5 protein-coding genes and 1 tRNA gene are annotated in these 13,703 nt (G+C 69.9%); 3 read left to right on the top strand and 3 right to left on the bottom strand.

Translation table 11 applies throughout. From position 1 onward, the window contains the following. Window positions 1-201 precede the first annotated feature (201 nt). On the top strand, window positions 202-645 hold the full coding sequence (locus tag ACLJOO_RS17030; RefSeq protein WP_410788135.1) for a DUF3052 domain-containing protein: 444 nt from the start codon (window positions 202-204) through the stop codon (window positions 643-645). Further along, window positions 642-1,106 (top strand): peroxiredoxin, encoded by a 465-nt coding sequence (locus ACLJOO_RS17025; protein WP_410788134.1) that lies wholly within the window; start codon window positions 642-644, stop codon window positions 1,104-1,106. Before ACLJOO_RS17030 ends, ACLJOO_RS17025 begins: the two co-directional genes overlap by 4 nt. 8 nt (window positions 1,107-1,114) lie before the next feature. Here ACLJOO_RS17025 and ACLJOO_RS17020 read toward each other — a convergent pair. The 3 genes from ACLJOO_RS17020 to ACLJOO_RS17010 form a co-directional block, all read right to left on the bottom strand. Continuing rightward, a tRNA-Val gene (locus ACLJOO_RS17020) sits at window positions 1,115-1,191 on the bottom strand. 77 nt (window positions 1,192-1,268) lie between these two features. Continuing rightward, complete coding sequence (locus tag ACLJOO_RS17015) at window positions 1,269-1,922, bottom strand: hypothetical protein (protein WP_410788133.1); 654 nt, start codon at window positions 1,920-1,922, stop codon at window positions 1,269-1,271. Window positions 1,923-2,037: 115 nt separating this feature from the next. Then, entirely contained in the window at window positions 2,038-3,141 is a 1,104-nt protein-coding gene (locus ACLJOO_RS17010; RefSeq protein ID WP_410788132.1) for a serine hydrolase domain-containing protein, read from the bottom strand. A 457-nt stretch (window positions 3,142-3,598) separates the two neighbouring features. Here ACLJOO_RS17010 and ACLJOO_RS17005 point away from each other — a divergent pair, with 457 nt between their 5' ends. Next, a complete protein-coding gene (locus tag ACLJOO_RS17005) occupies window positions 3,599-13,678 on the top strand; it encodes an amino acid adenylation domain-containing protein (protein ID WP_410788131.1) in 10,080 nt (3,359 codons plus the stop codon). Window positions 13,679-13,703 lie beyond the last annotated feature (25 nt).

Here is a 13,703-nt window from a genome sequence, read left to right as displayed (position 1 = left end):
CTTCGCCTTCCTTTCCGGCCGGATTCGGGCTGTCCGGACCAGATCTCAGCGGACACGCCTCGTACCCGCCACGCGCATACCGGACACGTCACGGAACCCTGGTGCATACTTGCGCGACGCGGTACGTCACGATGGACTATCGCTGAGCAGCAGGCTACTGACACCTACCCCCGGGTAAGCGGGGACCACGGAGGAGGACACGTGAGCGCGACCGCGGACCACGCGGACGGCAAGAGCGGAGTGCCGAACATGGCCTCCCGGCTCGGCCTGGAGGCCGGCTGGGTCGTCCAGGAGATCGGGTACGACGATGACTGCGACGACGAGTTCCGCGATGCGATCCGGGAGATCACCGGCGAAGCCTTCGTCGACGAGGAAACCGACGAAGTCGTCGACGTCGTACTGCTTTGGTTCCGTGAGGACGACGGCGACCTGGTCGACGCGTTCTTCGACATCCTGACCGACCTCAAGGCCGGTGGAGTGGTCTGGCTGCTGACCCCGAAGGTCGGCCGCGACGGCTACGTCGAGACCAGCGACATCACCGAGGCCGCGCCCGTTGCGGGCCTGGCGACGACCAGCACTCTGAGCGTGACCGACGACTGGTCCGCCACCAAGCTGGTGGTCCCGAAGTCCGGCCGCCGGGGGTGAGCCTCCCGGCTGTCGGCAGCCGGGCACCCGACTTCGAGACCCAGAACCAGTACGGCGAACCGGTCCGGCTGAGCGATTACGCCGGCCGGCGGGACGTCGTACTGGTTTTCTATCCGTATGCCTTCAGTCAGGTCTGCACCAGCGAACTGACCGCGCTGCGTGACCGGCCGTCGTTGCTCGCCGCCGCCGAGTTCCTGGCGATCTCCTGCGACCCGATGTTCACCCTCCGGGCCTACGCCGACGCGCAGAACCTCGACTTCAACCTGCTGACCGACTTCTGGCCCCACGGCGCGATCGCCACCGCGTACGGCGTCCTCGACGCTGATCGCGGCTGCGCCCTCCGCGGCACCTTCGTGGTGGACCGGTCCGGGATCGTGCGCTGGTCGGTCCTCAACCCGATCCCCGAAGCCCGCAACCCCGACGACTACGCCGAGGCCTTGGCGAGTCTCACGCCTGGGTAGGGGCGTTGTGGTGGGCTGTGAGGGACTCGAACCCCCGACCCCCTCGGTGTAAACGAGGTGCTCTAACCAACTGAGCTAACAGCCCATGCCCACGGCAAACGAAGCCCGGCCAACGACGGGCCGGGGAAGTTGCGCTCCTGTGGAGCAAGCGGATCGACCTTATCATCTCGCCTGGAGTGTCCGCCGCGCCACTCGCAGGACCCCGGTCACGGCGCCGACGAGCCACAGCGCGAAGGCCACAGACGCCACGCCCCCGCTCCAGAAGCCGGACAGGCACAGCACGGCGACCGCGTAGGACGCCCAGATCGCCCACGTCGGGAGGGCGCCGGCCTGCTGGGCGATCCGCGTCGTGACGGCGACCAACACACCGCAGCCGATCAGCCCGGTGAGCGCGAGGACCTGCCCCGCCATGCCGAGCGCGCGCACGGTGTTCGGGTCGGCGGTGAACTCGTCCGACCACGCCGCGAACGCGCTCCCCACATCGAGCGAGACACCGGTGATCATCAGCCCGCCGAACAGCGCCGCGGCCGGCACGATCGCATGCGCGAGCGGGTCGCCGCCGGACAGCCGGTCCAGCACGCGCCGCAGACCGGTGGCGAACCAGAGCAGCAGCGCGACCCCCGCAGCGAGCACGGGCATCCCAATACCGGCGGCGGCCTGCCGCGCGTCGTCGTTGAGCCTCGCCAGGATGTCCGAGTCCGACATACCTGGGTTGTCGACGCCGACCAGATAACCCAGCGCCACCGCGACGACGAGCAGCACGATCGAAGCGGCGCCCGCCCATCCCGCACGCTGAAGAGCTCGTGACTCGTCCATACCGCCTCCTGTTGGTCCGAGCATGCGTCCGAGCCGCGCCGTCAGCAAGCACGCGACGGATCGAGGGTTGGGGAGGATTTCCTACCCGGATCGGGAAGAAATCCTCCCCAACCACCTACCTGGAGGCGCCGAACACCGCGTTCACGAGGCGCTCGAGTGCTGGCGGGAAGGCCTGGAGCAGGTCGATGTCGGCGTCTCCCATCGTGATGGCGGCAGTCAGGGTCTTCTCGCCGTCGGCGGAGCTGTACATGAGCGCGCCGTAGCCGCCGGGTGCGCTGCCGTTGTGGTGGTAGATGGTTTCAGTGCCGGTGTCCTGTGCGAACAGGCCCAAGGCGTAGTTGAGCGGTCCGCTCTTCGGTTGCGCCGTACGCATCTCGGTCAGGAGCTCCGTGGGCAGCAGCTTGCCGCTCTGCAGGGCGGACATGAACTTGTGCAGGTCCTGCGTGGTCGAGAGCATGCTGCCGGCGGCGAAGAGCAGCGACGGGTTCTGCTCGGTGACGTCAACGACCTTCCACTCGTCGCCGTCCTGGTAGCGGAAGTACCCGTGCGAGTGGGGACCGGGGATGTCCGTCCGGTCGCCCGGCTCCACGGTGCCCGTCAGGCCGAGCGGCTCGACGATCCGGGTCTGCAGCTCCTCGACGAACGTGCGGCCGGTGACCGCCTCGATCAGCAGCGCGGCGACCGTGTAGTTGGTGTTCGCGTAGCTCCACTCGGCGCCCGGCTCGAACCGCGCCGGCTTGGCCAGCGCGAACTCGACCAGCTCGTCCGGGGTGTAGCCCTGCAGTCGGTTCTCGGCCCATTCCTTGCCGGTCGCCGGGAGGCCCGCGACGACGGTGCCGTCGGGGTAGTACTCGCCGGTGTAGTTGAACAATCCGCTGGTGTGGTCGAGCAGCATCCGCACCGTGATCCGCGGGTCGAGCTCGAACCGCGGCAGGTGGCCGGCCACCGCGCCGTCCAGCTCGAGCTTGCCCTCGGCCACCAGTTGCAGCACGACAGTCGAGACGAACGTCTTGGTGACGCTGCCGACCCGGAACTGACCGTCCACCGGCGGTTTCTCGGTGCTGCCGAGTTCGCGGATCCCGGCGGTGCCGACCCACTCGCCGCGCTCGTCGTGGACCCGCAGTTCGAGACCGCCGAACCCGGCGTCGACGAACTCCTGGGCGGCTTTCTGCAGCTCAGGACGGTCGGTGCTATTGATGGAAGCGGACTGGATCGACATGGGTCGTACTCCTCGTTCGAGTGCTGTTTGTTCGACGTCACTCACGATCACGGGGAGTCCTGACACGGAGCCGCCACGACGCTGACGCGGCGCGGGTGACCGGCTTTCGTACGGGCCGTATCGGAACCCGTGGTCACTCGTTGGAACCATGTCGGTGGTCAGTGGTTTCTCACGGGAATTCTTAACCATCGGCTGGTGAGAACGGACTCCTCCAGGGCGGGTCGCGGCTGGTAGGGTTCACGGCTGTCGGTCGGCGCGATGACGCACCGGGTGTGCCCGGTCACGACATCGTTCCGGCAGGCGGAGAACGGGGCTGCTGTCGGTGTGAAAGTGAGGCGGGTCTGCCCAGAACCCGCCCCGTCCAGTTGGGGAGGCACGTGTCCGTGGGTCGCCAACCGGCCGAGCGCCCCGTCGTACCCGAGTCGTCCTCTGGGTCTCAGCTGGTGGTGGCATCGGCGTGAGAAGTGGTGCGGACCGGCCGGCGATCTCCACCGGGCCGGCGTTGATGATTCCCGCCGGGTACCCCCGTGACCTGCCGAGCGCACTGCTCCGTGCCGCCCGTGACTTCGGCGGCGCCGGTGTCGTCGAGATCGGGCCGGACGGCCGCGAGACCAAACTCGACTTCCCGACGCTGCTCGAGCTGGCCGCCCGGATCCTGGCCGGCCTGCGTGCGAACGGCGTACGCGCCGGAGACCCCGCGGTCGTGCACTGCACCGAACCGGTCGGCTTCTTCGCCGCGTTCTGGGCCTGCACGCTCGGCGGCATCCGCCCGCTGCTGGTCGCGCCGAACCCGGGCGGCGACCGCACCGAGGAGGGCCGCGAACGGCTCCGCCGGATCACCGACCTGCTCGGCTGGACCGTCCTGATCGGCCGTCCGTCCGACCTGCCGAACGACCTCGGCCTCCCGGTCCTCGACCCGGACGCGATGGCCGGGCACGAGCCCACCTCCGACTTCCACCGGCCGGCCGCGGACGACGTCGCCGTACTGATGATGTCCTCGGGCTCCACGGGTACGCCGAAGATCGTGCAGCTCACGCACCGCGGGCTGGTCGAGTTCGCCGCGGGTACGCCGGCGATGCTTCCCGTACGACCCGGGCAGACGACGCTGAACTGGCTGCCGCTGGAGCGCAGCGGTGCGTTCCTGCTCTATCACCTGCTGCCCGTGTTCACCGGCTGCACGAACATCCACGTGAACACGGACTGGGTGCTGGCCAACCCGCTGCGCTGGCTCGACCTGATGGAGCAGCACCGGGTGAACCACTCGTGGTCGCCGAACTTCGGGTACCGGCTCGCGACTTTGGCGGTGGCCGGGGAGCCGGATCGGCACTGGGATCTGTCGGCGCTGCGGAGTCTGGTCAGCGGCGGTGAGCAGATCACAGTGCCGGTGATGTCGGAGTTCCTGCGGGTGACGAACCGGTTCGGGGTGGTTCCGGAGACGTTCGTGGCAGCGTGGGGGATGACCGAGACGGTCACCGGTATCACGTTCGCGCGGCCCGGCCTGACACCGAACGTGCACCGCGTCCGCATCCCACCGACCGGCGTCGTCGAGTGGGTCGACCAGCGTCCGTCATCCGGAAAGGTCGCGGTCGCGCGCCCGGGCAAGCCGCGGACCGAGGTGCCGGGTGTGCTTTCGCTGGTCTCGGTGGGAGCGCCGGCCCCCGGTACGACGGTGCGCATCGTGGCCCCGAACGGCGCCGTACTGCCCGAAGGCCGGATCGGTCAGCTGCAGGTCGCGTCGGCGCGGGTGACGCCTGGGTACCTTGGGAATCTCGAGGCGGACCGCACCGCGTTCCCGGTGGGGAACTGGCCGGCCCGGAAGTGGCTCGCGACCGGCGACCAGGGCTTCATCACCGGCGGCCAGGTCGTCATCACCGGCCGGGACAGCGAACGCATCATCATGTCCGGCAAGCTCCACTACGCCCACGACATCGAGTCCGTCGCGGCAACGGTCGTCGGCGCCGAACACGGCCTGGTCGCCGCCTGCGGCATCGCCGACGAGGAAACCGGCACCGACCGCCTGGTCGTGTTCTACGCCCTCACCGCCGACTCCGTCCCCGGCATGGACCAGGCGATCCGCAGCCTGATCCAGACCCGCCTCGGCCTGCCGGCCCAAGTCGTCGGCGTCCCGCGCCGCGACTTCCCGACCACCCCCGGCGGCAAAATCCTCCGCCCCCTCCTCAAGCAACGCTGGATCGACGGCACCCTCCTCGAACCCGCCACCACCCACGTAGAACCAGCCGGCGCCACCCCCGCCTCCGGCCCTACTGGCCAGGGCCCTTCCAGCACCCCTGAGTCCACCCCGTTCGCCGACGAGGACGCCGCAGAACGCACCACCGAACTCCCGGTAGTCCGCCTGGCCTGGAAACGCGAACTCCAGCAATCCATCCCCACCCCACCCCAACGCCCCACCCTAGGCACCCCACCACCCGCGGCCCCATCTCCCGACCCCACAGCGCTTGCCCCCGAGCCCGCGTCCACCGCATCGGCTCCCGAGCCGGCGTCCACCGCACCGGCTTCCGCACCCGCGTCCGCCGGGTCGGAGCACGAGCCGACCTCCAACGAGATGGCTCCCGAGGGCATCCGCACCGCGTCGGCACCTGAGCAAGACCCTGCCGCGACCGCATCCGCGCCGACTGCCTCCGCCACGGCACCTGCGCTTGGTCCCACCGCCCCGCCCCCGCCCATCCCCGCGCCTTACTCGCCGCCCGCGTCCGCTCCGGCCCTCACCAACTCGTCAGCGCCTGCCGCGCCCGGCATCACCCCGGACCCCGCCACACATCCGTCCGCCTCAGCACCCGCCGCAGAGCAGAGGCCCGCCAACGCGCACTCCGACACCGCCGACCAGCCGCACGACGCTCCGACCGTGAGCGCCGACGCACCGGTCGAAGACCAGACGCCGTCCACAGACGAGGACTCCGCCGAGCAGGAGCACACGACCGGGCTGTCTGAGGCTGCGCAGTCGTACGACGCTGGGACTGTCGGCACCGACGTACGGGTCGAAGACCAGACGCCGTCCGAGGATGAGGGCACGGCCGAGCAGGAGCCGACCGTCGGCCGGTCGGAGGCCGAGCAATCGCAGGAGGCTGCGACGGCCGGCGCCGACGTACCGGACGTGGAGCAGACTCCGTCCGCGGACGTGGAGTCCGCCGAGTCGGAGCAGGCTGTTGACCGGTCGGAGGCTGAGCAGTCGTACGACGCTGCGGCTGTCGGCACCGACGTACCGGTCGAAGAGCAGACGCCGGCCGCGGATGAGAACTCGGCCGAGCTGGAGCCGACTGTCGGCCGGTCGGGCGCCGAGCACTCGCAGGACGCTGAGACGGCCGGCGCCGACATACCGAACGAAGAACACACGCCGTCCGCGGACGAGGAGTCCGCCGAGTCGGAGCAGCCTGTTGACCGGTCGGAGGCTGAGCAGTCGTACGACGCTGCGGTCGCCGGCACCGACGTACCGGTCGAAGAGCAGACGCCGGCCGCGGATGAGGAGTCGGCCGAGCAGGAGCCGACCACCGGCCGGTCAGAGGCCGAGCAATCGCAGGACGCTGAGACGGCCGGCGCCGACATACCGGTCGAAGAACACATGCCGTCCGCGGACGAGGAGTCCGCTGAGTCGGAGCAGGCTGTTGGCCGGTCTGAGGCTGCGCAGTCGTACGACGCTGCGGTCGTCGACGCCGGCGTACTGGACGAAGACCGGACCCCGTCCGCCGACGAGAAGTCCGCCGACCGCGAGTCGAACGACACCGCGAACGAGTTGGACACACCGGACCCCATCGACGCGACCGATGCCGCCGACACGACGGACGCGGCGAAGACGACGGATCCTGCGGACGCGGTCGATGCAGCGGATACGGCGGGTGAGGCGGAGGCGACCGATGCCACGGACGTGGTCGATGCAGCGGGCGAGGTGGACGCGACCGATGCGGCGGAGGCTGTGGAGACGATCTCTGCGGACGATGCTGCGGATGCGACCGATGTCGCTGCCAGGGCTGAGGAGTTCGCCGCGGATGAGGTTGCGGCGTACTCGGATGACGCGAACGGGGACGTGGATTCCGCAGACGATTTAGCGGCGGGATCGCAGGACGCTCAGGCGGGTTCAGACGACGAGACGGCTGAGGAGTCTGCCGACCTCGACCAGGACGAGACGGATGCAGACCGAGCGTCCGAAGAAGACGGCGACGAGACAGCTTCTGCCGAGGATGCGGACGAGTCGGTTTCCGGCGAGGAAGCCGAGGACTCGGTTTCAGCCGAGGAAGCCGACGACTCGGGTTCGGCCGAGGGTGTGGATGAGTCGGGTTCGGCTGAGGGTGCCGACGACGCGGGGTCCGACATAGAAGCTGCGGTTGATGCTTCGGCACTGTCGCTGTCGGCTCCTACCTCCGAGACTGCGGTTGCTCAGGACGAGACCAGCGGCCGTGGAGCGGGCACAGACGAGTCCGCAGATTCGACTTCCACGTACGTCGACGAGATTGAGGAGGACGCGAGCGACGCGGACGCGACTGACGCGGTCGCCGCTGCGGACGTCTTGCCGACGGCTGACCTCGCAGAGACCGACGAGACCAGCAGCGAGCCGACGACTGACACTGCAAGCGCCGACGCGGTTGCTGAGGACGCGGATGCTCAGGACGCAGGCGTCGAGGACGCGGATGCAGACGATGCGGATGCTGAGCACGCGGGTGCTGAGGATGGGGCGGGGACTGACGAAGCGGTTGTAGGCGACGCAGGTGATGGTGACTTTGCCGAGGGAGTTGTCGCGGCGGCGGTGCTTGAGCAAGGTGAGTCCGTTGCGGCCGGGGAGCAGGAGGCTGCGGAGCTGGCGGCGGCTGCTGCCGTGCCTGGGGTTGGGCAGGACGTTGTTGTCGCAGCGGCTGGTGTTGGGGTTGTGGAGCCGGTTGCGGTTGTGGGGGTGGCTGGGCGGTTTCCGGGGGCTGAGGGGGTGGAGCAGTTCTGGGAGAACCTGGTTGCGGGTGTGGAGAGCGTCCGGCGGGAGTCGGGGGACGGAGTCGTTGCGGTCAGCGGCGTACTGGAGCACGTTGAGTCGTTCGATGCGAAGTTCTTCGGGTTGAGTGATCGTGAAGCCGAGTTGATGGATCCGGCGCAGCGGTTGTTCCTCGAGGTGTGTCATCAGGCGTTGGAGCACGGCGGGTACGCCGGTACGACGAACCGCGTCGGGGTGTTCGCGGGCTCGGGCATGAACCTGTACAACCGCCAGCACCAGTCCCGCGACTCGATCGCCACTCGCGTCGCGTACCGTCTCGGCCTGACCGGCCCCGCGATCGGTGTGCAGTCGGCCTCCTCGTCGTCGCTCGTCGCGGTGCATCTCGCGTGTCAGGCGCTCAGATCCGGCGACGCGGACCTCGCGCTGGCCGGCGCCGCCGCCGTACAGGTGCCGCAGGCAACGACCTATCACCCGACGCCGAACTCGATCCTGTCGCCGAGCGGTCAGATCCGCGCGTTCGCCGCCGACGCCGACGGCACGGTCGGCGGGAACGGGGTCGCCGCCGTACTCCTGAAGCGGCTCGACCAGGCCCTGACCGACGGCGACACGGTGTACGCCGTGATTCGCGGTACGGCGGTCAGCAACGAGGACGCGCCGGCCGGGAACCAGACGGAGCTGATCGAGCGCGCGCTCGACCGCGCCGGGTTCGACGCCGACTCGCTCAGCTACATCGAGGCGCACGGGATCGGCAGCCCGGCCGCGGACGCCGCCGAGGTGAAGGCGTTGACGACCGCGCTCCGCCGGCACACCGACAAGGTCGGGTTCTGCACGCTGGGATCGGTGAAGCCGAACATCGGCCACCTGGACAGTGCCGCGGGGATGGCAGGCCTGATCAAGACGATCCTGATGCTGCAGCACCGGATGCTGGTCCCGACCATCAACGTCGCCGAGCCGAACCCGGAGCTCGCGCTCGACGGCAGCCCGTTCGTGATCGGCACCGAGGTGCGCGAGTGGACGGTGCCGCTGCTGTCCGGCGGTACGACGCTCCGCGCCGGCGTCAGCGCCCTCGACGCGGGCGGCACGAACGCGCACGTGATCCTCGAAGAGGCCCCGCGCCAGATCCGCCGCGGCGACGACGGCCCCGTCGTACTGCCGCTGTCCGCGCCCGACCCGGACGCCCTCGCCGACCTCATCGAGCTGTACCGCTCCGACCTGGGCCACGGCACCGGCCACCGCCTCATCGACCTCGCCGGTACGGCGGCGCTCGGCCGCCCGGCGCACCGCCACCGCGTCGCGGTCGCGGGCGGTACGGAGGGCGAGCTCGTCGCCGCACTCGGCTCCGCCCAGCCGACGGAGGTGCCGCGCGGCGGACCCGGCCCGCTCGGCTATGCGTTCACCGGACAGGGCGCTGCCCGTCGCGGAATGGCGGCCGGCCTGGCCGCGCGCTTCCCCGTATTCCGCTCGGTCCTCGACGAATGCGATCGCGTCTACCACGAGGAGACCGGCGGCAGCCTGCTCGAACTGCTCCTCACCCCGAAGGGAACGGCGGAAGGCGTCTGGCCGACCGAGACCGCACAGCCCGCACTGTTCGCGTTCGAGCTCGCACTGGCCCGCCTCTGGCAGTCGTTCGGCGTCCAGCCTGCGCTCGTCGTCGGTCATAGCGTCGGCGAGTACGCCGCTCTGTGCGTCGCGGGCGCTCTCTCGCTGGCAGACGGCGTACGCCTCACCGCGAAGCGTGGCGAACTCATGCAGCGCGGCACGGTCCCCGGCGCGATGGTCGCCGTCCGCGCCGACGCCGACCGGGTCCGCGAGATCGCCCGGACCGCCGGCGTGGAGGTTGCCGCGGGCAACGGTCCGCAGTCGTTCGTGCTGACCGGATCCGAGGTGATCGTCGGGCAGCTCGCCGCGCAACTCGATCAGCTGCAGGTCGCCTGGCAACGGCTGGACGTCGACCGCGCGTTCCACAGTTCGTTGGTCGATCCAATACTGGCTGACTTTGCGGAGATCGTCCGCGAGATCACACTGAAGCCGCTGCGGACGCCGATGGTGTCGAGCTGGTCGGGTGATCTGCTCGAGTCCGGGACCGTGCTCGACAGCGACTACCTGGTCGGTCAGCTGCGGCAGCCGGTGCTGTTCGGCGACGCGGTCGAGGCGGTGACGGCGGCCGGCTGTCGCCGGTTCCTGGAGCTCGGGCCGGACGCCGTACTGAGTCCCGCGGGTCGCAGGATCGCGCCGAACAGCACGTGGATTCCCGCGCAGCGCCTCGGTCAGGATCCGGTGCTCGCGACGATGAACGGTCTCGCCGAGTTGTACGAGCAGGGCACCGAGATCGCGTGGGCGAAGGTCTACGCGGACGGCGGGCGCGTCCCGTTGCCGACGTACCCGTTCCGTCGGGTGCACCATCCGGTCGACCCGTCGGTGACGGTGCTGGCCGGTCCGGGTACGGCGGTTGCCGTGGACAACAATGCGCCGCGGCTGAACGCGTTCGAACGGGCCGCGCGCGCACAGGCCGTGGTGTTCGAGCCGCCGTCGAGCGCCGCGGTGAAGCGGATCCCGCTGGACCCGCCGGAGCCGGTGGCGAGCGAACCTGTCGAGGCTGTTGAGGAATCCGAGCGATCGCCGTTCGCGTTGCCGGCCGAGACGCATCAGATCGACGCGGACTATCTGGCGCAGGCCGGGTCTTTGTCCGGTGACGAGATGTCTGCGGAGCGGTACCGCGAGTCGCTGGATGTCGTCCTTGACCTGACCTGCGAGGTGCACAACCTCGACCCGTACGACCTCACGGTCGACCACACGTTCGCCGAGCTCGGGGCGACGCCGGCGTCGATGGCGCCGGTGATTGACGAGTTGAAGAGCCGGTTCGAGGCTGAGTTGGCGCCGGACGACCTGTTCCTCACGTACACGACACCGCACAAGCTTGCGACAGCGGTCGCTGTGCAGACAGCCGAGCCGGTCGAGCAGGTTGAGGCTGTCGAGCCGCAGAACGAGGCTCCAGTCGAGCAGGTTGAGGAGGAGCCGGCGCGGGATGCGCGGGCGGCGTTGGCTGTGCTCGGATCGGGACTCGCGGAGCTCGCGGCGAAGGTCGACGAGGCTGCGGCCGCCACGAGCGAGGCAGATCTGCCCGGGAGTGGGATGGCGGCGCTGATGTCGCAGCAGCTCCGGGTTGCTGGGCAGCTCGTCGACGGCGTCACCAAGCTCATGCGCGAACAGCTCGCCCTCCTCGGCGAACCAGCTGCGCAAACAACTGAGCAGACAGCAGAAGACGAGCAGGCAACAGAAGAAGAGCAGCCCGCCCCATCCAACGAGCTGCGCGCCGACGCCGACCGTCGTGCGGCGGAATCGGCGGCTGACGTGCAGCGCCGTGACTTCACGTACTGGAGCCAGGTGCTCTCCGGTGCCGAACCGTTGGTCCTCCCCGCGGATCGCGCCCGCGCGGCCGGCGACGACGCGGTCGCGTCGGTCCAGCACGAACTGGACAAGGAGCTCGGCGACGCGGTGCGCGCGTACAGCCGGGAGCGCAAGCTCAGCCCCGTGATGACGATGCTCGCCGCGGTCGCGACTGTGCTCGGCCGGTTCGCCGCGCAGGACGACGTGACCATCGGCTCGGCGCTGCTCGGCCCGAAGAAGAACCGCCCGCTCCCGCTGCGGATCGACCTGTCCGGCGAGCCCGATCTCGGTGAGCTGACGGAGCGGATCCGCGACATCACGTCGGGCGCGTCCGAGCACGCCCGCACCGATCTCGCGATCCTCGAACGCGACCCGCTGTTCCAGATCCAGGTCGAATTCGAGGACGCGGACCCTGCGGACACTGACGACCTGCCGCCGAGCGTCGACCTGCGGTTCCGCCTGACCCAGCACGAGACAGGCATCACCTGTACGGCGGACTACCGCTCCGGCCTGTTCGAACAGCCGACGGTCGAGCGCCTACTCGACTACGTGGCCGAAGTGTTGCGCAGGGCAACGACCAAGCCGAACCTCCGCCTGCCCGAGCTGGTCCTCCCGATCGAGTCCGACCTCGAGGCGCTCCGTGAACTCGAGTCCGACGCCGACGCGAGCGGGCCGATCGGCCGGGTACGCCGCGACGCGGTGGTCGCCGGTGAACTCAGCGGCCTGCACACCCTGTTCGAGCAGCAGGTGGCGCGGACGCCGGACGCGATCGCGCTGATCCAGGACGGCCGCAAGCTGACGTACGCCGAACTCGACCGCCGCTCGAACGCGGTCGCCTGGCAGCTCGTCGACCTCGGCGTGAAGCCGGGCCAACTGGTCGCCGTACGAGTTGCTCGCGGCACCGAGATGGTCGTCGCGGTGCTCGCGGTCCTGAAGTCCGGTGCGGCGTACCTGCCGCTGGATCCTGGCGTACCGGAGTCCCGGTGGGCCTTCATGGTGCAGGACGCGGCAGCGGTCGCGCTGGTCGGTGACGACGCGGCGCTAGCGGACCGTCTCGGTCTGCGACTGGTGCCGGTCGCAGGTCCGGCAGCACGAATCGACGGCGACCCGCGGTCGCGGCAGGCGCCGCCGGTGCGCGCCGCTGCCGATGACGTGGCGTATTGCATCTACACGTCCGGTTCGAGCGGCAACCCGAAGGGCGTGGTGGTCCCGCACCGCGGCCCGGTGAACCTGGTCCGGCACTACCTGCGGACGCGGCGGTCGCTGCGGACACTGCAGTGGACGTCGTTCGGATTCGACGTCCACGTACAGGAGATGTTCACGACGTTGGCCTCGGGTGCGGCGCTGGTGCTGATCGGCGAGGACGACCGCTACGACCCGGACGCGGTGGTTGCGGCGCTGCGTGATCACGGCGTGCAGCGGTTGTTCATGGCGTTCAGCCCGCTGACCGCGTTGCTGGCGACCATGCGCCGGCTGCCGGAGCTGCCCGAGTTGCGGGAGATCGTCGCGGGCGGTGAGGCGATGGTGCTGACGCACAAGGTGCGGGACTTCCTCGACGCGCATCCGAAGTGCCGGCTGTTCAACGAGTACGGTCCGGCCGAGGCGTCGATCGTGACCACGATCCACGCGGTCGACCCGTCCGAGGACCGGCCGTCGATCGGGCGCCCGATCGACGGTGTCGCCGTACGTCTGCTGGATGCCGCGCTGCGGCCGGTGCCGGTCGGTGCGGTCGGGGAGATCCACCTCGGCGGCGCCGCGGTTGCCCAGGGCTACATCGGGCGGCCGGAGGAGACCGAGCACGCGTTCGTCGCGGACCCCGGACACCCGGGCGCGCGGCTGTACCGCAGCCGCGACCTCGGCCGCTGGCGCGCCGACGGCACCCTGGAGTACCTCGGCCGCGCGGACGACCAGGTGAAGATCCGCGGCCACCGGGTCGAGCCCGGCGAGACGGAGCACGTGCTGGCGGACCAGCCCGGTGTCGTCGACGCGGTCGTGGTGGCCTGCTCGGACCCGGGCGGTGACACCTGCCTGATCGGGTACGTCGTGCTCGAGGACAGCGATCCCGCCGTACTGGCACGGTTGATGCTTGACCTGGGCAAGGAACTGCCGATCTACCTGGTGCCGGCGGACCTGATCCCGATCGAAGAGCTGCCGCTGGACGACAACGGCCGGCTGGACCGCAGCCGGCTGCCCGAGCCGGAGTGGCTCAGACCGTAGTTCTGCACCGTGGACGGGGGTATGG

It is taken from the genome of Kribbella sp. C-35 (assembly GCF_046549195.1).
Taxonomy (GTDB): Bacteria; Actinomycetota; Actinomycetes; order Propionibacteriales; family Kribbellaceae; genus Kribbella.
The sequence above is the reverse complement of the archived record's forward strand: the minus strand, read 5'-3'. Positions and strand labels throughout refer to the sequence as shown.